15 protein-coding genes are annotated in these 20,934 nt (G+C 73.8%); 12 read left to right on the forward strand and 3 right to left on the reverse strand.

From position 1 onward, the window contains the following. Positions 1-351: 351 nt before the first annotated feature. The 3 genes from NHH00_RS18510 to NHH00_RS18520 all read right to left on the reverse strand — a co-directional run bounded on the left by NHH00_RS18510 (position 352) and on the right by NHH00_RS18520 (position 3,757). Positions 352-1,074, reverse strand: a complete 723-nt coding sequence (locus NHH00_RS18510; protein ID WP_253055018.1) for a class I SAM-dependent methyltransferase — start codon at positions 1,072-1,074, stop codon at positions 352-354. Between the two features lie 43 nt (positions 1,075-1,117). Then, complete coding sequence (gene disA, locus NHH00_RS18515) at positions 1,118-2,173, reverse strand: DNA integrity scanning diadenylate cyclase DisA (protein WP_155098121.1); 1,056 nt, start codon at positions 2,171-2,173, stop codon at positions 1,118-1,120. Between the two features lie 123 nt (positions 2,174-2,296). Then, positions 2,297-3,757, reverse strand: coding sequence for a DNA repair protein RadA (locus NHH00_RS18520; protein ID WP_253055020.1), 1,461 nt, complete (start codon positions 3,755-3,757; stop codon positions 2,297-2,299). Between the two features lie 76 nt (positions 3,758-3,833). Between NHH00_RS18520 and NHH00_RS18525 the strand changes: the two genes are divergently transcribed. The 12 genes from NHH00_RS18525 (at position 3,834) to yjfF (ending at position 20,748) form a co-directional block, all read left to right on the forward strand. Further along, positions 3,834-4,373 (forward strand): potassium channel family protein, encoded by a 540-nt coding sequence (locus NHH00_RS18525; protein WP_253055021.1) that lies wholly within the window; start codon positions 3,834-3,836, stop codon positions 4,371-4,373. A 518-nt stretch (positions 4,374-4,891) separates the two neighbouring features. After that, positions 4,892-8,059, forward strand: coding sequence for a family 43 glycosylhydrolase (locus tag NHH00_RS18530; protein ID WP_253055022.1), 3,168 nt, complete (start codon positions 4,892-4,894; stop codon positions 8,057-8,059). Positions 8,060-8,227: 168 nt separating this feature from the next. Then, positions 8,228-8,965, forward strand: a complete 738-nt coding sequence (locus tag NHH00_RS18535) for a hypothetical protein (protein WP_253055023.1) — start codon at positions 8,228-8,230, stop codon at positions 8,963-8,965. A gap of 159 nt (positions 8,966-9,124) precedes the next feature. Further along, a complete protein-coding gene (proC, locus tag NHH00_RS18540) occupies positions 9,125-10,006 on the forward strand; it encodes a pyrroline-5-carboxylate reductase (RefSeq protein ID WP_253055024.1) in 882 nt (293 codons plus the stop codon). Positions 10,007-10,041: 35 nt separating this feature from the next. Then, the gene (locus NHH00_RS18545) at positions 10,042-11,094 is read left to right on the forward strand and encodes a LacI family DNA-binding transcriptional regulator (protein ID WP_253055130.1); all 1,053 of its coding nucleotides are present in this window, start codon (positions 10,042-10,044) and stop codon (positions 11,092-11,094) included. 128 nt (positions 11,095-11,222) lie between these two features. Continuing rightward, the gene (locus NHH00_RS18550; protein WP_253055025.1) at positions 11,223-12,893 is read left to right on the forward strand and encodes a xylulokinase; all 1,671 of its coding nucleotides are present in this window, start codon (positions 11,223-11,225) and stop codon (positions 12,891-12,893) included. Then, positions 12,890-13,660 (forward strand): L-ribulose-5-phosphate 4-epimerase, encoded by a 771-nt coding sequence (locus tag NHH00_RS18555; protein WP_253055026.1) that lies wholly within the window; start codon positions 12,890-12,892, stop codon positions 13,658-13,660. Before NHH00_RS18550 ends, NHH00_RS18555 begins: the two co-directional genes overlap by 4 nt. A 185-nt stretch (positions 13,661-13,845) precedes the next feature. After that, the gene (araA, locus tag NHH00_RS18560; RefSeq protein ID WP_253055027.1) at positions 13,846-15,354 is read left to right on the forward strand and encodes an L-arabinose isomerase; all 1,509 of its coding nucleotides are present in this window, start codon (positions 13,846-13,848) and stop codon (positions 15,352-15,354) included. Between the two features lie 502 nt (positions 15,355-15,856). Then, positions 15,857-16,873, forward strand: a complete 1,017-nt coding sequence (locus NHH00_RS18565) for an ABC transporter substrate-binding protein (RefSeq protein ID WP_253055028.1) — start codon at positions 15,857-15,859, stop codon at positions 16,871-16,873. Positions 16,874-17,093: 220 nt separating this feature from the next. Next, positions 17,094-18,635, forward strand: coding sequence for a sugar ABC transporter ATP-binding protein (locus tag NHH00_RS18570; protein WP_253055029.1), 1,542 nt, complete (start codon positions 17,094-17,096; stop codon positions 18,633-18,635). Next, positions 18,632-19,690: an ABC transporter permease gene (locus NHH00_RS18575; RefSeq protein ID WP_253055030.1), complete on the forward strand. Its 1,059-nt coding sequence runs from the start codon at positions 18,632-18,634 to the stop codon at positions 19,688-19,690. The genes NHH00_RS18570 and NHH00_RS18575 overlap by 4 nt, the downstream gene beginning before the upstream one ends. 80 nt (positions 19,691-19,770) lie before the next feature. Then, a complete protein-coding gene (gene yjfF / locus NHH00_RS18580) occupies positions 19,771-20,748 on the forward strand; it encodes a galactofuranose ABC transporter, permease protein YjfF (protein WP_253055031.1) in 978 nt (325 codons plus the stop codon). Positions 20,749-20,934 lie beyond the last annotated feature (186 nt).

Consider the following 20,934-nt stretch of genomic DNA (forward strand, 5'->3'; position numbering starts at 1 on the left):
CCGGACGCCGTCGGCCCGCTCCAGCCGCGGCGGGCGCCCCGACCGCGGTGGGCGACCGGACGCCGTCGGGTCCGATCCCGCCGCGGCGGGTGACCTGAACGTGATGGGCGACTGGTCGCTTGCGCGACCACCTCGTGCGGCGAGCCTCGAAGTGGGCGACGCACCTCCGTCGGGCGGGACCATGGTCTATCTCGCGGGACCGGGGAACTGCCTCGCGGGACCGGGGCTCTATCTCGCGGGACCGGGGCTCTACCTCGCGGGACCAGAGGTCTACCTCGCACGACCACGGTTCTGCCTCGCGCGGACTGGTATCTCGGCCGGCCGGGGTTCTCTCGACTGGGGCCGGGCGGGTCAGCGGCGGGCCAGGGCCCAGCGGAAGGCGTTCTGCAGGAGATAGGTGCTGTCGGGGCGGCGGAAGGGGCGGGCGGCGGCGAGGACGTCGGGGCGGAGCTCGGCGCGCAGGTCGTCCGACTCGCCGAACATGATCGCGGCGACGACCTCGTCCGCGTCCGCGAGCACCATCGGCGCGTCTGCCACGCCCTCGGCGAGGACGGTGAAGCCATGCTCGGCCAGGAGCGCGCCGAGGTGGCCCTCCTCGCGGCTCTCGTCGCTCGGCTCGTGGTCCTCGCCGGCGACGGCCCGCTCGAGGACGGTGAGGTCGTTGCGGTCGTCCTCGGCCCAGGTCGCGACGGCGACCAGGTCGCCGACGCGCCGGCACTCGCTCAGCGTCCTGGCGACGTCGGTGAACGCGAGGGCGTTGACGAGCGTGACGAGGTCGAACGCGTCGTCGGGCCAGGGGAGGTGCTCGGCCTGGGCGACGCGGAGGTCGGCACCGGGGCTGTGCCGGCGTGCGACGTCGATCATCCCGGCCGCGGCGTCGCAGCCGGCCGCGTCCGCGCCGCGGGCGAGGGCCAGGGCGACGAGCTCGCCGGTGCCGCACCCGACGTCGAGCACGCGCGAGCCGGGCCCGACGCCCGCGGCGTCGAGGATCGCCTGCTGGGCCGGGGCCGCGGCGGGCGCCCACCAGCGCGCCCAGGCGTCGGCCAGTGCCGACCACTCGTCGACGTGGTCCACGGTCCCCCTCCGTGCGGGCTCGTCGGTCGGACGGTCAGGTGGGTCAGACGTAGCGCTCGAGGATGCTCGACTCCGCGAGCCGCGACAGACCCTCGCGCACGGCGCGGGCGCGCTGCTCGCCGACCCCGTCGACGGTCATGAGGTCGTCGATGCTCGCGGCGAGGAGCTTCTGCAGCCCGCCGAAGTGGGCCACGAGGCGGTCGATGATCGTGGCCGGCAGGCGCGGCACCTTGGACAGCAGGCGGTACCCGTGCGGCGCGACCGCGGCGTCGAGCGCGTCGCCGCCGCCCGGCAGGTCGAGCACGCGGCCGATCTGGCCGAGGTCGAGCAGCTGCGTGGAGTCGAGGCCGCCCAGGGCCTTCTGCACGTCCGCGAGCGAGCGGTCCTTGCGGCCGAGGTCGACGTAGTCGCGGATGACGAACTCGCGGTCGGACCCGATGCCGCCGATGAGCTCGTCGAGCTGGAGCGCGAGGAGGCGACCGTCGGTGCCGAGCTCGATGACGTACCCGGCGATCTCCTCGGAGATGCGGGCGACCATCTCGAGGCGCTGCACGACCGCGCACACGTCGCGGACGGTGACGAGGTCCTCGATCTCGAGCGCGGAGAGCGTGCCGGACACCTCGTCGAGGCGCGCGCGGTACCGCTCGAGCGTCGCGAGGGCCTGGTTGGCGCGCGACAGGATCGTGTCGGAGTCCTCCAGGACGTGGCGCTGCCCGCCGACGTACAGGGCGACGATCCGCATCGACTGGCTCACCGAGATGACCGGGAAGCCGCTCTGCTTGGCGACGCGCTCCGCGGTGCGATGCCGCGTCCCCGACTCGGTCGTCTCGATCGTCGGGTCCGGCAGGAGCTGCACGGCGGCGCGCAGGATGCGGTTGGCGTCGCGGTCGAGCACGACCGCGCCGTCCATCTTCGACAGCTCGCGCAGGCGCGTCGCCGAGAAGCCGACGTCGAGCTGGAAACCGCCCGAGCACATCTCCTCGACGACCTTGTCCAGGCCCAGCACGATGAGCGCGCCCGTCCGGCCGCGGAGGATGCGTTCGAGACCGTCACGGAGCTCGGTCCCGGGTGCCACGGCGGCAAGGGTCTCCCGGAGCATCTCGTCGGGGTGCGCGGGGGGATTGGCCACGAAGGAATCCTACGCTGTACGGCTCTGCCGGCCGCGGGGACCCGCGGCCTCGCGCCACAAAGAGGTCACGATCCGGTCTCGGGTCCACGGGGGTCACGTGCGCGCGAGCTCGACCGCCTCGCCGAGGTGGCGCGCGGGGAGGATCCTCATGCCCTCCACGGGGCGCGGGAACGACCCCCGCGGCACGACGGCGCGCGTGAAGCCGAGTCGTGCGGCCTCCGCCAGGCGTCGGTCGAGGCCCGTGACGGGACGGATGTCGCCCGCGAGGCCGACCTCCCCGAACGCGACGGTGCCCTGGGGCAGCGCCTCGTCCTCGCGCGCGGAGAGCACGGCGAGGGCGATCGTGAGGTCGGCGGCGGGCTCGGTGACCTTGGCGCCGCCGACGGTCGACGCGTAGACGTCCTGGTCGACGAGCCGCACGCCCGCGTGGCGGTGCATGACGGCGAGGATCATGGCGAGGCGGCTGGAGTCCACGCCGCTCGTGGTGCGGCGCGGGTTCGTCAGGGAGCTCGGCACGACGAGCGACTGGATCTCGAGGGCGAGCGGTCGCCGCCCCTCGAGGGTCACGGTGACGCACGTGCCGGGGGAACCGGCCCCGGTGTGCGAGAGGAACAGCCCGCTCGGGTCGGCGAGACCGACGATGCCGTTCTCGGTGAGGTCGAAGCAGCCGACCTCGTCCGTCGGGCCGTAGCGGTTCTTGACGGCCCGCACGAGCCGCAGGCGCGAGTGCCGGTCGCCCTCGAACTGGCACACGACGTCGACCAGGTGCTCGAGCGTGCGCGGCCCGGCGACCGAGCCGTCCTTGGTGACGTGCCCGACGAGGATCACCGGGAGGTCGCGGGCCTTCGCCGCGGCGATGAGCGAGGCCGCGACCTCGCGGACCTGGCTCACGCCGCCGGGCGCGCCCTCGACCTGGGCGGACGCGATGGTCTGCACGGAGTCCACGACGAGCAGGTCGGGCTCGGTCGCCTCGATGTGACCGAGGACGGTCGCCAGGTCGGTCTCCGACGCGAGGAGGAGGCCCGGCGCGAGGGCGCCCACGCGCTCCGCGCGCAGCCGCACCTGCCCGGCGGACTCCTCGCCCGTGATGTAGAGGACGCGTCGCGGCGTCGGCGTCGGGCGCGCGGCGGCGGCGGCGCGCTCGCCGACCGGGCGCACCGTCGGCAGGTCCGACCCGCCGGCGGCGACGTTGCTCGCGACGGCGAGCAGGAGCGTGGACTTGCCCACTCCCGGCTCCCCGGCGAGCAGCACGACCGCGCCCGGCACGATGCCGCCGCCGAGCACGCGGTCGAACTCCGAGACGCCCGTGGGCGTGGCGCGCGCCGCCTCGACGCTGATCTCCCCGATCGGCCGCGCGGGGGAGCGGGTCGGCGAGACCGGGGTGGTGCGCGGCCCGGAGGCCGCGGGGGCGTCCTCGGTCACCGTGCCCCACTCCTGGCACTCCCCGCAGCGGCCCACCCACTTGGTCGTGGTCCAGCCGCACTCGGAGCAGCGGTAGGCGGGGCGGGAGCGCTTGGCGGCCGCGGAGCGGGCCGCGGTGGTCGACGACGTCACGCGCCCAACCTAGCCACGGCCGCCGACACCGGCGCGACGCCGCGACGGGAACGCCCTCGCGCGGGATGCTGGGCGCATGCGCAGGCTCCCGCACGACAGCCCGTGGTGGACGCTCATCCTCACGGTCGCGTCCACCACGGCGTGCCTCACCGTCTACTACGGGGTGCCGCTGCCCACCGACGAGGCCCCCGAGGTCGTCCAGCTCGTGGTGTTCGCCGTCGGGCTGGTGCTGCTGTGCGCGCTCCTCGTGGTCCAGGTGCGCCGCCAGCTCCGCGCGTGGGGGACGCCGAGCGTCCGGGTCCAGTCGGTCATGGGGCTGCTCCTGCCGGTGGTCACGTTCTTCGCCCTCGCCTACTACCTCATGGCCGACCAGTTCGTCGGCATCGAGAACCGCACCGACGCGCTGTACTTCGCCGTGGTGACGCTCGGGACCGTCGGGTACGGCGACGTCCACCCGGTCGGCGAGGCGGCGAAGATCGTGGCGATGGTCCAGATCGTGCTCGACCTCGTCGTGGTCGGTGTGCTCGTCTCGATCGCCACGTCGCGCGCCCGCGCCCGGGCGGAGCACCGGCACGAGCACGAGCACGGGCCGCGCACCGAAAACCGGCCCGGCTGAGTTTCTTCCTCCGCGCGGCGGGCGCTGCCGGCCCCGACCCGTCCGCGCGCAGCATCCTGCGGTTCGGAGCGCTCCGCACGGGCGCGCACGCACTGCCGTCTGAGAACGTCCGGCAGCAGATGACCGAAAACCATTGCGATCGTATTTCTGTCTGTGGCAGGGTCGGCACCGGACGACCGGCTCGACGACGAGAGGTGCACGCCCGTGACGACGCGAGCGCGACGACGGCCCGCACGTGACACCCCTGAGGTGCGCGCCGCCGTCGGCCCGCCCGGCAGGGCCGCCATCCCGCGCACGACGACGGTGCCGTGACGACGGCGGTGACGCGTCCGACCCCCGCCCCGCGGGGGCGTCACCGCCCGTCAGCCGGGCACACGGCCGACCTGCCCGCCGGCACGGGCTCCACGACCGTGCGCCCCGGGGGCCGAGGGAACTCCCGGGGTGCACGACCTCCACGCAGAACCTCTGGCCCGCTCCCTTCAGGTACGAGAGCGGCCCGACCGTCAGGAGAGCAGCCCATGACCGACAGACCGACCACCCGACCGTCGCGCGGGCGCAGCCCCGCCCGCGGCGCGCTCGCGACCGTGCTCAGCGCCGGCCTGGCGCTCACCGGGCTCGCGGCCACCGCGGCTCCGGCCGCCGCCGCGGAGCCGTACACGTTCACGAGCACCGAGAACCCGATCCTCGGCGACGGCAGCTACTACTCGGCCGACCCGGCGCCGCTCGTCGTCCCCGCGGGCGCGCCCGGCAACGAGACGGGCGAGGACGAGCTGTACGTCTACACGGGCCACGACGAGGCCGGCCCGACGCGCAACGACTTCGTCATGAACGAGTGGGGTGCGTTCGTGACGAGCGACGTCGACGCGGGGGAGTGGACGCACCACCCGTCGCTCATGCGGCCCGAGGACGTGTTCGACTGGGCGACGCCGGGCCGCGCGTACGCGGGGCAGGTCGTCCAGGGCGTCGACGGGCGCTACTACTGGTACGTCCCCGTGAACGAGGCGGACAGCCCGGCGAGCGACGCGTTCGGCATCGGCGTCGCGGTGTCCGACACCCCGACGGGCCCGTGGACCGACCACGTCGGCGCGCCGATCATCTCGCAGCGCGTCCCGACCCCGAACACGATCCACAACATCGACCCCACGATCCTGGTCGACGGCGAGGGCGACGACGCCCGCGTCTACGTCTGGTGGGGCAGCTTCTCCAACCTGCGCATGCTCGAGCTCGCGCAGGACATGAAGACGCCCGTCGGTCAGGTCCGCACGGTCACCGGGCTCACCGGGTTCTTCGAGGCCGCGTGGGCGTTCGAGCGGAACGGCACCTACTACATGGCGTACGCGGGGAACAACGCCGGGCCGACGTCGTCGTGCACCCCGGCGAACTACCACGCGTGCATCGCGTACGGGACGGCGACCTCGCCCGAGGGGCCGTGGACCTACCGCGGCACGGTCCTCGCCCCGGTCTCGTCGACGACGAGCCACCCGGGCATCCTCGAGTTCGACGGCGAGTGGTGGATCGCCTACCACACGGCCGACGCCGAGGGCGGGAACCACTTCCGGCGCTCGGTCGCGATCGACCGCGTCGAGTGGGACGACACGCAGTCGCCGCCCCGCATGAAGCAGGTCGTCACGACGCCCGCGAAGGTCAAGGACACGACGCCGCGCGCGAACGTCGCGCAGGAGGCGACGGTCACCGTCTCCAACGAGCCCGTCCCGACCCAGTACTGGAAGAAGGCGCTCAACGACGAGATCGTGCGGCCCAACCCCTTGCCCCCGGACATGTGGGGCACGTGGACCGGGAACAACCCGCCGCAGCAGTGGGTGCAGTACACGTGGGACCAGCCGATGCGTCTCGCCGGGTCGCAGATCGAGTTCTGGAACGACCAGCCGCAGGGCACGGGCGTCGGCGTCGCCGCCCCGGCGTCGTGGCGCATCCAGTACTGGGACGCCTCCGACGGCGGAGCGTGGGTCGACGTGGCGAACCCCAGCGCCTACGGCACCGGGACGAGCGGGTTCCAGACCACGACGTTCGACCCGGTCACCACGACGCAGGTGCGCGCGGTCTTCGACGCCTCGACGAACGGCAGCACGTACTCGGCCGTCGCGGTCGAGGAGTGGAAGGTCCTGGCCGAGCAGCCCGCCGCCGTCGAGCCGACGGGCGTGACGGTCGAGGTCGGGGAGACCGACCTGCCGGGCACGGTGCCGGTGACGTTCCCCGGCGGGGAGACGCTGCAGGTCCCCGCCTTCTGGGACGAGGTCGCCGCGGACGACGTCGCCGCCCCCGGCACGTTCGACGTCGAGGGGTCCGTGCTCGGCTACGCGGGCGGTCGCGTGCGCACCGAGGTCACGGTGGTCCCCGCCGAGCCGGCCGAGGGTGACGAGACCGCTCCGACGCTGACGCTCACGCCGCTGGGCAGCGCCGGCAGCGACGGGTGGTTCCGCTCCGACGTCCGCGTCCGGGTCGACGGTGCCGACGACTCCGGCGGGCGCGTGGTCCTCACGACGACCGTGGACGACGGCGCGCCCGTCACCACGGAGCCGACCCGGTCGACCGAGGTCGCGGTCGTGGGCGACGGCGAGCACCGGGTCGTCGCGACGGCCGCGGACCGCGCGGGCAACGTCTCGCCGGAGGCGGCCCTCGACGTCCGGATCGACCGCGTGGCGCCCGTCAGCACGGGCGTCCTCGACCCGGCGGCGCGCACGGTGACGGTCACCGCGACCGACGCGACCTCCGGGGTCGCGCGCGTCGAGTACGCGATCGGGACCGGCGCGTGGCAGCCGTACGGCGGTCCCGTGGCTGCCCCGGACGCGAACCAGCACCGGGTGTCGTTCCGCGCGGTCGACGCCGCGGGCAACGCCGAGACGCCGAAGGCCGTGACGGTCCCCGCGGACGTCTCCGGACCGCTCACGGGCAACGTCGCGCCGATCGCCACGGCGAGCGCGTCGTACACCGCCGGGTGGAACAGCGTCGGCGCGCTCAACGACGGCGCCGACCCGGCGAACCCGAGCCAGGCCCAGATCTGGGGCACGTGGTCCGGGACGCGGCCGGCGACGCAGTGGGTCCGGTACGACTGGTCGCGCCCGATCCGCCTCACGGGCGCGGAGCTGAAGTTCTGGCGGGACTCGGACCCGGGGAGCGGGGACGGCGTCGTCCGTCCCGACTCCTGGGTGCTGGAGTACTGGGACGACGCGGCGCAGGCGTGGGCCCCCGTGGCGAACCCGTCCGGGTACGGCACGAGCACGACCGCCTTCAACACCGTGACGTTCGACCCGGTCACCACGTCGCGCCTCCGGGCGACCTTCGCGGCGAACGGCAACGGGACGACGTACTCGGCGGTCGCCGTCACCGAGTGGCGCGCGTTCGCGGACGACCCGGGCACGGGCGGCCCCGAGCCCGAGCTCCCGGTGACGGTCACCGCGCAGGCGCGCTGCCTCGCCGGCAAGGCCTACGTCGCCGTGGTCGCCACCCACGACCACGACGCGCCCGTCGACGTCGTCGTCGAGACGCCGTACGGGACGCGGTCGTTCCCGGCGGTGGAGCCGGGCAAGAGCGCCTACCAGTCGTTCGCCGTCCGCGCGACGACCGTCGAGGCGGGCGCCGTGGTCGTGCGTGCGACCGGCACGGTCGACGGCACGGAGGTGACGACGGAGACCGGGGCGGAGTACGCCGCCCTGGGCTGCGGGTGACGATCCCGACCCCGCCCGGCGCATGACGGGCGGGTGAACCCGTCCGCGCGTGCCCGACACCCCGCGTCAGCGCGAGGGGTCGGGCACGCGCGCGTCCTACTCTTGGCCGCAGGGGCCCCGGCCGAGCGGACCGGGCCGCGAGGACCGAGAGCAGCGGAGGTAGGCGCGATGAGCCAGTCGCCCGGCGGGAGCCCGACGGGACGAGCGCCCGCACCCGCGCGACCGGGGCAGGGCCCCGCGCGACCGGGGCAGGGCGCGGCCGCGCGCCGCCCGGGCGACGCGGTGGGCGCGAGCGACCGTCGCCACTCGCGGCCCTCCTCGGCGGCCGTCTACCGCCGCCGACGGCTCGTCGTGCTCGTCGGCCTGGTGCTCGTCGTCGGTCTCGTGGTCGCGCTGCTCGCCTGGGGCTGGCCGGGGTTCGCCCGGGCCGACGCGGAGCCCGCGCCCACGGTGACCGTGACGGCTGACCCGCCGACCCCGACGCTCGAGCCCGTCGCGCGCACGGGGACCTCCGCGTTCGCCCAGGCGCTCCCGGACACGGTGCTCGACCTGGTGCTGCGCAGCGACGCGGCGACGGACGCGTGGTCCACGGCGCGGGCCCTCGAGGCGTACGAGCTCGTGTACGCGGACGGCGAGGGCGACGACGCCACGACGGTCACGGTGGTCGCCGGGCAGTGGCCGACCGTCGCGGAGGCGGAGACCGCGGCGAGCGACCTCGTCGCAACGGCCGGCGAGCCGACGGACACGGGCGACGTCGAGGTCGCGGGCGAGGTCGCCGGCACGTACGCGGTGACGCCCGCCGCCGACGGGCAGGCGACCGTCACCTGGACCAACGGCACCGCCGTCCTCCAGGCCACCGGGCCCGCCGACGTCGTCACCGAGGTGTACTCCGCCTATCCGCTGTGACCCCGCTCTGACCCCGACCCGACGCGGTCCGGACGCCGTCCGAAGCCCTGCGGGCGCCCTCCCCCCGGGGCGTACGGCGCGCGGCGGTCGCCCCCGCGGTCCCGCGCACCCGCCGGGTGCGCAAGAATGCCCTCACCGACCACCGGGAGCTGATCGCCCATGACCGACCGTCCGACTCCGTCCGTCCCTGAGCGACCGCTCGCCGTCCTCGGCACGGGCGTCATGGGCGAGACCGTCCTCGCGGGCGCGCTCGCGTCGGGCTGGGACCCCGCCGACGTCGTCGCGACGGTGCGCAGGCCGGAGCGGGCCGAGGAGCTCGCGGCGCGCCACGGGGTCCGGACGACCCAGGACAACGTCGAGGCCGTGCGCGGCGCCGGCGTGGTGGTCGTCGCGGTCAAGCCGAAGGACGTCGCCGCGCTGCTCGACGAGGTCCACGACGCCGTCGGCGCCGGGGCCGTCGTGGTGAGCGTCGTCGTCGGGCTGCCCACGTCCTTCTACGAGGACCGGCTCCCGGCGGGCACCGCCGTCGTGCGGGTCATGCCGAACACGCCGTCGGTCGTGGGCGCCGGGGTGAGCGCCGTGAGCGGCGGCGCCGCCGCGGACGACGACGACGTCGCGCTCGTCGAGCGCCTGCTGTCCGCGACGGGGCTCGTCGTGCGCGTCGCGGAGAAGGACCAGGACGCGGTCGGGGCGCTGTCGGGCTCCGGCCCGGCCTACGTCTTCTACGTGATCGACGCGCTCGCCGAGGCAGGGGTCCTGCTGGGCCTGACGCGCGCCACGGCGCTCGAGCTCGCGACCGCCACGGTGCACGGCGCCGCGACGATGCTGCGCGAGACCGGCGAGCACCCGGCGATCGCGCGCGAGAAGGTCTCCTCGCCCGGCGGGACGACCGTCGCCGCGCTGCGACGCCTCGACGCGGGCGGGGTGCGCGCCGCGTTCCTCGACGCTCTCGAGGCCGCGCGCGACCGGTCGGCCGAGCTCGCCGCAGCGCTCGCGGCCGCGCCCGCGCCGCGCCGCGACCCCGAGAGGGCCGGGTCGTGAGCGACGGGCCGTCGCCGCGCACCCGCCCGCCCGCGATGTCCGACGTCGCGCGGCTCGCGGGCGTGTCGCACCAGACGGTCTCGCGCGTGCTCAACGACCACCCCAGCGTGCGGCCGGAGACGCGCGACCGGGTCCTCGACGCGATCGCGACGCTCGGCTACCGCCGCAACAGCGCGGCCCGCGCGCTCGTCACGATGCGCTCGGGGACGATCGGCGTCGTGACGACGGGCTCCGCGCTGTACGGGCCGACGTCGACGCTCATCGCGGTCGAGGAGGCGGCGCGCGAGCAGGGGTACTTCGTGAGCGTCGCGACGATCCGGCGCTACGACGCCGACACGATGCACCGCGTGCTCGAGCACTTCATGGACCAGGGCGTCGAGGGCATCGTCGTCATCGCGCCGCAGACCGACGTCGCGGCGGCGGTCGACTCGTTCCGCGCCCCCGTGCCGGTCATCATGATCGCGGCGCGCGACCGCCCGGGCGAGGGCGAGGCCGCCGAGGTCGTGCGCCCGAGCGCCGGGGCGCTCGGCGCGCCGGGCGCGATCCTGTCCATCGCGGTCGACCAGCGGCTCGGCGCGCGGCTGGCCACCGAGCACCTGCTCGGCCTCGGGCACCGCACGGTGCTGCACCTGTCCGGCCCGCTCGACTGGTTCGACGCGCGCGAGCGCGAGACGGGCTGGCGCGCGGCGCTGGAGCAGCACGGCGCGCCCGTGCCCGAGCCGGTGCGCGGCGACTGGTCCTCCGACCGCGGCTACGCCGTCGGGAAGGAGCTCGCGGACGCGGTCCGCGCGGGCGACGGGCCGACCGCGGTCTTCGCCGGCAACGACCAGCTCGCGCTCGGCCTGCTCCGGGCGTTCTGGGAGCAGGGCGTTCGGGTGCCGAGCGACGTCTCGGTCGTCGGGTTCGACGACGTCGCGGGCGCGGGGCACTTCATCCCGCCGCTGACGACGGTGCGCCAGCCGTTCGGCTCGCTCGGGCGCCGGTGCATGGGGATGATGATCGACGCCCTGTCCGGCGCGACCGTCCGGCCCGTCTCCATCCCGCCCGAGCTCATGGTCCGCGAGAGCACGGCGACGCCGCGCGGCTGACGTCGCGCGCTCCGACCGCGAGGCATCTGCGAGCACCCGCTCCGGGGGAGTTGGCCTCACTGGTTGTGAGCGCTAACATTCGAGAAGACACACGACCGAGCGCGACGCCGCGACGAGGAGAAGCAGCAATGGTGCAGCAGGACGAGGCCGGTCGCCGTCGGGCGGCCGTCGTGGCAGGGGAGACCGCGCTCGGGATCGAGCTCGGGTCGACGCGGATCAAGGCGTGCCTCGTGGACGGCGACGGCACGCCGCTCGCGAGCGGCAGCCACGCGTGGGAGAACAGGTTCGAGGACGGCACGTGGACGTACTCGCTCGACGCCGTCGAGGCCGGGCTGCGCGACTGCTACGCGCGCCTCGTGGACGACGTCGAGTCGCGGTACGGCGTGCGGCCCACGACCTACGGCGCGCTCGGCGTGTCCGCGATGATGCACGGCTACCTCGCGTTCGACGCGGACGGGGAGCTGCTCGTCCCGTTCCGCACGTGGCGCAACACGTCGACCGGGCCGGCCGCCGCCGAGCTCACGGAGCTGCTCGGGTACAACGTCCCGCTGCGCTGGTCGGTCGCGCACTGGTACCAGGCGATCCTCGACGCCGAGCCGCACGCGGCCCACGTCGCGTCGCTCACGACGCTCGCCGGGTACGTCCACCGGCGGCTCACGGGCCGCCACGTGCTCGGCGTGGGCGACGCGTCCGGCATGTTCCCCGTCGACCCGGCGACGCGCGACTACGACCAGGCACTCCTCGCGCTCGTCGACGAGCGCGTCGCGACGCACCGCGCAGGCCCGAAGCTCGCGGAGCTCCTGCCCGAGGTCCTCGTGGCCGGCGACGACGCGGGCCGGCTCACGGCCGAGGGCGCGGCCTGGCTCGACCCGTCGGGCGCGCTGGCCCCCGGGGTGCTGCTGTGCCCGCCCGAGGGCGACGCGGGCACGGGCATGGTCGCCACCAACGCCGTCGCACCGCGCACCGGCAACGTCAGCGCGGGCACGAGCATCTTCGCGATGGTCGTGCTCGAGCGCCCGCTCGGCGGCGTGCACCACGAGCTCGACCTCGTGACGACGCCCGCGGGCGACCTCGTCGCGATGGTCCACTGCAACAACGGCGCGAGCGAGCTCGACGCGTGGGCGGGCCTGCTCGGCGAGATGGCCGCGGCCGTCGGCAGCGACGCGGGACCGGACGACGTGTTCGGCGCCCTCTTCCGTGCCGCGCTGGACGGCGACGCGGACGGCGGCGGGCTGCTGGCCTACAACTACCTCGCGGGCGAGCCGATCACGGGCCTCGCGGAGGGGCGGCCGCTCGTCGTGCGCACCCCCGGGAGCCGGCTCACGCTCGCCAACTTCGCGCGCACGCAGGTCTACGGCGCGTTCGGGACGCTCGCGCTCGGCATGCGGGTCCTCGCGGCGGAGGGCGTCGCGATCGACGGGATGCTCGCGCACGGCGGCATGTTCCGCACTGCCGGCGTCGCCCAGCGCATGCTCGCCGCGGCGATCGACGCGCCGGTGAGCGTCGGGCGCACGGCGGGCGAGGGCGGCGCGTGGGGCATCGCGGTGCTCGCCGGGTTCGCACGCGACCGGGCGTCGGGCACCGCGTCCGGGTCTGCCGACGGCGTCGCCGGCCACGACCTCGGCGCGTACCTGCGCGACCACGTGTTCGCGTCCGCGCAGATCGAGACCGTCGCGCCCGACCCGGCCGACGTCGCCGGGTTCGCGGCCTACCTCGACCGCTACGCCGCGGGGCTCGCCGTCGAGCGCGCCGCCGTGGCGGCACTGCCCGCCCGCACCGAAGGAGAGGACCCCGCATGACCACGCCCACCCCGGCCGCGGACGTCACGGCACCCGCTGAGCCTGCGGTGCCCGCCGTGCCTGCGCACCTGCGCGAGGCCGTCGACGCCGCCAAGGAGCGCGTCGCGGCGCTGCACGCCGAGCTCCCGCGGTGGGAGCTCGTCGTCTGGACCGCGGGCAACGTCTCCGAGCGGGTCCGCGACACCACGCGTCCCGACGGCTCGGGCGACCTGCTCGTCATCAAGCCGTCCGGCGTCGCGTACGACGACATCACCCCCGAGGCGATGGTCGTGTGCGACCTCGACGCGGCCCTCGTCGAGGGCGACAGGTCGCCGTCGTCCGACACGGCGGCGCACGCCTACGTGTACCGGCACCTGCCGGAGGTGGGCGGGGTCGTGCACACCCACTCGACGTACGCGACCGCCTGGGCCGCGCGCGGCGAGCCCGTCCCGTGCGTCCTGACGATGATGGCCGACGAGTTCGGCGGCGACATCCCCGTCGGGCCGTTCGCGCTGATCGGCGACGACTCGATCGGGCGCGGCATCGTCGAGACCCTGCGCGACTCCCGCAGCCCCGCGGTCCTCATGCGCAACCACGGCCCGTTCACGATCGGCACGGACGCGCGCGCGGCGGTCAAGGCGGCCGTCATGTGCGAGGAGGTCGCCCGGACCGTGCACGTCAGCCGGCAGCTCGGCGAGCCCACGCGCATCGCGCAGGACGACGTCGACTCGCTCTACGCGCGCTACCAGCACGTCTACGGGCAGCAGCCCGCGCCCGGCCCGCGCTGACCACGGGTCGGCGCCGGGCCCCGGCCGTCCCGACACACCCGGCACCCACGGCGCGACGCGCACCCGGCGCGCGGACGACGACCCAGCACGACGCAGGACGACAGCAGCACGACACAGCACGACCACCCGGGACGGGACCGCAGCGGTGCGGCGCCCGCCTCACGACACGAGAGATGTGGACCGACATGAGCAAGCCCTACGCGGACCGCGAGATCTGGTTCCTCACCGGGAGCCAGGACCTGTACGGAGAGGAGACGCTGCGGCAGGTCGCCGAGCAGTCCCAGGAGGTCGCGCGCGCCCTCGACGCGTCGCCGGACGTCCCGGCGACCGTGGTCTGGAAGCCCGTGCTCAAGGACGCCGGCTCGATCCGGCGCGCGATGCTCGACGCCAACGCGGACGACCGCGTCCTGGGCGTCGTGACGTGGATGCACACGTTCAGCCCCGCGAAGATGTGGATCGGGGGCCTCGACCAGCTCCGCAAGCCGCTCCTGCACCTGCACACGCAGGCGAACGTCGAGCTGCCGTGGGACACGATCGACTTCGACTTCATGAACCTCAACCAGGCCGCGCACGGCGACCGCGAGTACGCGTACGTCGCGACGCGGCTCGGGGTGGCCCGGACGACGGTCGTCGGGCACGTCTCGAACCCGGCCGTCACCGCGCGCGTCGGCTCGTGGGTGCGCGGCGCCGCCGGCTGGGCGGCGACGCACGAGCTGCGCCTGGCTCGCTTCGGCGACAACATGCGCAACGTCGCGGTGACCGAGGGCGACAAGACCGAGGCCGAGCTCCGGTTCGGTGTGAGCGTGAACACGTGGGGCGTGAACGACCTCGTGCGCGCGGTCGAGGAGGTCTCCGAGGCCGACGTCGACGCGCTCGTCGCCGAGTACGAGGACCTCTACGACGTGGTCCCCGAGCTGCGCAAGGACGGCGACCGGCACGCCTCGCTGCGGTACGCGGCCCGGCAGGAGATCGCGCTCGAGACGTTCCTCGAGTCGGTCGGCGCCAAGGCGTTCACGACGAACTTCGAGGACCTGGGCGACCTGCGCCAGCTCCCCGGCATCGCCGTCCAGCGCCTCATGGCCAAGGGCTACGGGTTCGGCGCCGAGGGTGACTGGAAGACCGCCGTGCTCGTGCGCGCCGCGAAGGTCATGGGCGAAGGCCTGCCCGGCGGGGCGTCGCTCATGGAGGACTACACGTACGACCTCACGCCCGGCAGCGAGAAGATCCTCGGCGCGCACATGCTCGAGATCTGCCCGTCGCTCACGACCTCGAAGCCCCGGGTCGAGATCCACCCGCTGGGCATCGGCGGCAAGGAGGACCCGGTCCGCATGGTGTTCGACGCCGACCCGGGCGTCGGCGTCGTCGTGTCCCTCGCGGACATGCGCGACCGGTTCCGCCTGACCGCCAACGTGGTCGACGTCGTGGCGCCCTCGGCGCCGCTGCCGCACCTGCCCGTGGCGCGGGCGGTGTGGGAGCCGCGCCCCGACTTCGCGACCTCCGCCGAGGCGTGGCTCACCGCGGGCGGCGCGCACCACACGGTGCTGTCCACCGCAGCCGGCATCGACGCGTTCGAGGTCTTCGCGGACATCGCCCGCACCGAGCTCCTGGTCATCGACGAGGCCACGACGCGCCGAGGCTTCCGCGACCAGGTCCGGTGGAACCAGGTGTTCTACCGCGTCGCGCAGGGCCTCTGAGCCCGTCCCGCCCTGACGCCGAGAGAGCGATCCCGGCCGAGACAGCGGCCTGCGGCACCAGTTCGCGCGCCGTTCGCGCGCCGTCGCGGCCGTTCGCGCGCCGTTCGCGCGCCGTCGCGGCCGTGCGTCGCTCTCTCGGCGCGGTGGGGGCTCTTGGTCGGTGCGGTCGTGACCGAACCGTGACGGGGGGTCGCTTCCCCTCGGCGCGTGTGAGCGCTAACATCGTCTCTCGGGAGGGTGTGAGCGATCACATCCGCAGGTCTGGGGCTCGGTGCCTCGGCAGGCTCCGCACGGACGGCACGCCGCAGTGTCGGGCGGTGACCACAACGGTTACCGAACGGTTATGCGGAATGCCGGGTCGGGGCTTGCGGGAGAGGTGCTGACACCGCTAGACATTGACACAAGCAAACATGTATCAACAAGAGTCAACAGCCCGACGGTGGGCTGGCACGACCCGACGACCCTCGGCACGGCGCCGAGGTCGCATCTCAAGGAGGAGAGCATGTTCAGCACGACCAAGGCGCGCACGCGTCTGACGGGTGTCCTCGCCGGCGTGGCGGTCCTCGCGCTCGCGGCGTGCAGCAGCGGGGGCGGCAGCACGGACGACAGCAGCAACGACGCGGGTGGCGACGGCGGCAGCGGCGACACGATCGTCGTCGGCTTCTCGCAGGTGGGCGCCGAGTCCGGCTGGCGCGCGGCGAACACCAAGTCCATCCAGGACACGCTCACGGCCGAGAACGGGTTCGACCTCAAGTTCTCCGACGCGCAGCAGAAGCAGGAGAACCAGATCCAGGCGATCCGCTCCTACATCGCGCAGGGCGTGGACGTCATCGCGTTCTCCCCGGTCGTCGAGTCCGGCTGGGACGCGGTGCTCGAGGAGGCCAAGCAGGCCGGCATCCCCGTGATCCTCACGGACCGCGCCGTGGACTCCGCGGACGACACCCTCTACGAGTCGTTCATCGGCTCCGACTTCGTCCTCGAGGGCGAGATGGCCGGCGACTGGGTCTCGGAGAACGTCGCGACCGAGCCCATCAACGTCGTCGAGCTCCAGGGCACCACCGGCGCGGCGCCCGCGATCGACCGCAAGACCGGGTTCGAGAACGCCACGAAGGACAACCCGAACGTCACGATCATCGACTCCCAGACGGGCAACTTCACGCGCGCCGAGGGCAAGACGGTCATGGAGGGCTTCCTCCAGGCGCACGACGACATCGACCTCGTCTACGCGCACAACGACGACATGGGCCTCGGCGCCATCGAGGCCATCGAGGCCGCGGGCCTCGTCCCGGGCGAGGACATCAAGATCGTCACCGTCGACGCGGTGAAGGACGGCATGCAGGCGCTCGCCGACGGCAAGATCAACTTCATCGTCGAGTGCAACCCGCTCCTCGGCCCGGACCTGGCGGAGATCATCAAGAAGGTCGTCGCGGGCGAGGAGGTCGAGAAGCGCATCGTCGTGGAGGACCAGTCCTTCACGCAGGAGCAGGCCGTCGAGGCGCTCCCGACGCGCGAGTACTGACCGGCTCGGCGGCCCTCTCGGAGCGATCCGCGAGGACTCCCGCCCGGCGGGGCCGGTCCACGCCGACCGGCCCCGCCACCACGGACGGGTCGCGCGCCGGGAGAGCACGTCTCCCCGGCGCGCGGCCGACGCACCACCGCCGGCATGCCGACGTCGCCGGCGTCCTGAGGCGACCCGGGGCCCGGCAGCCCCGTCGCCACCGCTGCACGGAAGGTCACCCATGACTACCGCCGTCCCCGACGGTCGACCCGTCGTCGAGATGACCGGGATCTCGATCGAGTTCCCGGGCGTCAAGGCGCTCGACGGAGTCGACCTCACGCTCCGGCCCGGAGAGGTCCACGCCCTCATGGGCGAGAACGGCGCCGGCAAGTCGACGCTCATCAAGGCGCTCACGGGCGTCTACTCGATCGACTCCGGTCGCATCGTCGTCGACGGCGCCGAGCACACGTTCTCCGGCCCGGGCGAGGCCCAGGCCGCCGGCGTCTCGCCGGTGTACCAGGAGGTCAACCTCTGCGAGAACCTCTCGGTCGCCGAGAACATCATGCTCGGCCACGAGCCGCGCCGCCTCGGCGCGATCGACTGGCGCACGACGCGCCGACGCGCGGGCGAGATGCTCACCCGCCTCAACCTCGACATCGACCCGGCCTCGTCGCTCGCGGCCCACTCGCTCGCCGTGCAGCAGCTCGTCGCGATCTGCCGTGCGCTCGTCGTCGAGTGCAAGGTCCTCATCCTCGACGAGCCGACCTCGAGCCTCGACGCGGACGAGGTCGCCCAGCTCTTCGCCGTCGTGCGGCGGCTGCGCGACGAGGGCGTCGCGATCCTCTTCGTCTCGCACTTCCTCGAGCAGGTCTACGAGATCTCGGACCGCATGACGGTCCTGCGCAACGGGAAGCTCGTCGGCGAGTACGTGACCGCGGAGCTCCCGCGCCTCGAGCTCGTCTCCAAGATGATCGGCACCTCGCTCGAGGTGCTCGAGGAGCTCGAGGAGGCGCCCAAGCGCTCCGTGGCCGACCGCGACGGGACCACCCCGTTCGTCCAGGCCCTCGGCGTCGGCCGCAAGGGCTCGGTCCAGCCGTTCGACCTCGACGTGTACCCGGGCGAGGTCGTGGGCCTCGCCGGCCTGCTCGGCTCGGGCCGCACCGAGCTCGCGCGCCTGCTCGCCGGCGCGGACCGCGCCGACTCGGGTCAGGTGCGCGTGGGTGGCGCGCCCGCACGCCTGCGCACGCCGCGCAGCGCGATGCAGCGCAAGATCGCGTTCTCCTCGGAGCACCGCAAGGCCGAAGGGATCGTGGGCGACCTGACGATCCGCGAGAACATCGTGCTCGGGCTCCAGGCGGAGCGCGGCTGGGCGCGACGCCTGCCGAAGAAGCAGGTCGACGAGATCGTCGAGACCTACATCAAGGCGCTCGCGATCCGCCCCGGCAACCCGGACGCCCTCATCAAGAACCTCTCGGGCGGCAACCAGCAGAAGGTGCTCCTCGCGCGCTGGCTCGCGACGGCCCCCAAGCTGCTCATCCTCGACGAGCCGACGCGCGGCATCGACGTCGGCGCCAAGGCCGAGATCCAGAAGCTCGTGGCCCAGCTCGCGGGCGAGGGCATGTCGGTCGTCTTCATCTCGGCCGAGCTCGAGGAGGTGCTGCGGCTCAGCCACCGCATCGCCGTCATGCGCGACCGGGTCAAGGTCGCGGAGATCACCAACGACGAGGACGTCACGGTCGAGGACGTCGTCGAGCTCATCGCGAGCGGAGGGCAGGAGTCATGAGCACCACGGCACCCGCCTGGCAGCGCGCCGTCCAGCACCGGCTCTTCTGGCCGATCGTCGCGCTGGTCGTGCTGCTGGCGGTCAACACCATCAACCGGCCGAGCTTCCTGTCGATCCGGCTCCAGGACGGCCACCTCTTCGGGTCGCTCGTCAACCTGCTGAAGAACGGCGCGCCGCTGCTGCTGGTCGCGCTCGGCATGACGCTCGTCATCGCGACGCGGGGCATCGACCTGTCGGTCGGCGCGGTCGTCGCGATCTCCGGGGCCGTGGCGCTGAGCTTCATCGCCTCGTCGCCCTCCCCGGACAGCCTGACCACGGTCCTGGTGGCCGTCGGCATCGCGCTCGCGCTGTCGTTCGTGCTCGGCGTGTGGAACGGCTTCCTGGTCTCGGTCCTCGGGATCCAGCCCATCATCGCGACGCTCGTGCTCATGACCGCGGGCCGCGGCGTCGCGATGCTCATCACGGGCGGTCAGATCACGACGGTCAACAGCGCGCCGTTCAAGGCGATCGGCTCCGGGTTCTGGCTCGGCGTCCCGGTGGCGGTCGTCCTCGCGGGCGTCGTCTTCGTGGCCGTCGCGCTGCTCACGCGCCGGACCGCGCTCGGCATGCTCATCGAGTCCGTCGGCATCAACCCCGAGGCGAGCCGCCTCGCGGGCGTCAAGTCGCGCAGCATCATCTGGACCGTCTACGCGGTGTGCGCCCTCTTCGCGGGCCTCGCGGGCCTCATGATCTCCTCGAGCACCATGGCGGCCGACGCGAACAACGCCGGCCTCTTCATCGAGCTCGACGCGATCCTCGCCGTCGTCATCGGCGGCACGTCGCTCGCCGGCGGCAAGTTCTCGCTCTCGGGCACGCTCGTCGGCGTCCTCATCATCCAGACGCTCACGCTCACGGTGACGATGCTCGGCATCTCGCCGTCGGTCACGCCCCTGTTCAAGGCGATCGTCGTCATCGCGGTCTGCCTCGCGCAGTCCCCGAAGGTGCGCGACCTGGTCGCCGCCCGACGACGTCGCGCGGCCCCGACGGCCGCCGCGGCCGCGGAGGTGAGCGCCTGATGTCCGCCGTGCAGACCCCTGCCCCGACCTCGCCGCCCGACCCCCGGGGCGCCGAGACCGCCACCCCCGGAGGCCCGAGAATGACCGAGCGACTCACGAGCCGCTTCCGCCTCGACCGGCGCTACCTCCCGGTCCTCGGCACGTTCGCGGTGCTCGCGCTCATGCTCGTCGTGGGCGGCAGCCGGTACGAGAACTTCCTCTCGGCCCGCGTCATCTCGAACCTCTTCATCAACAACTCGTTCCTCATCGTGCTCGCGGTCGGGATGACCTTCGTCATCCTCACGGGCGGCATCGACCTGTCGGTGGGCGCGGTCGTGGCGCTCTCGGGCATCACGACGGCGTCGCTGCTCCAGAGCGGCTGGCCCGTCGCCGTCGTGCTCCTCGTCTCGGTCCTCATCGGGACCGTCCTCGGCCTCGCGGTCGGGTTGATGGTGCACGTCTTCGACATCCAGCCGTTCATCGCGACGCTCGCGGCGATGTTCCTCGCGCGGGGCCTCTGCTACGTGATCTCGCTGCAGTCGATCCCGATCACGGACGAGTCGTTCGTCGCCCTGGCGGGCTGGAGCCAGGAGTTCGGCGACGGCTGGCGCATCACGACCGCGGTCATCATCGCCCTGGTCGTCGTCGCGATCGCGTTCTACGTGCTGCACTACACGCAGTTCGGCCGCACCGTGTACGCGATCGGCGGCGGCGAGCAGTCGGCGATGCTCATGGGCCTGCCCGTCGCACGCACCAAGGTGCTCGTGTACGTGGTGAGCGGCACGTGCGCCGGCATCGGCGGCCTGCTGTTCGCGATGTTCTCGCGGTCCGGCTACTCGCTCACGGGCGTGGGCATGGAGCTCGACGCGATCGCCGCGGTCGTCATCGGCGGCACGCTGCTCACGGGCGGCACGGGCTTCGTGCTCGGGTCCGTGCTCGGCGTGCTCGTGCTCGGCCTCATCCAGACGATCATCACCTTCGAGGGCACGCTGAGCTCGTGGTGGACCAAGATCGTCATCGGCGTGCTGCTCCTGGTCTTCGTGATCCTGCAGCGCGTGCTGGTCGTCAGGCGGAGGTGAGCCGTCGGTGCCGGGCCCGGCCGCCGCGGCGTCCTCGTGACGTCGTGGCGGGCGCGGGCCCGGCGCCGCGGCCGTCTGCCCGGGCGTCTCGCCCGGGTTCACCGGAGCTGGACGGGGGCCGGCACCCCTGGGTCGGCCGGGCGCACGCCCGGCTGGCGGTGTGTCATGACATGACCCTTGTCGAAT

Source organism: Cellulosimicrobium cellulans (assembly GCF_024124905.1).
Taxonomy (GTDB): domain Bacteria; phylum Actinomycetota; class Actinomycetes; order Actinomycetales; family Cellulomonadaceae; genus Cellulosimicrobium; species Cellulosimicrobium cellulans_G.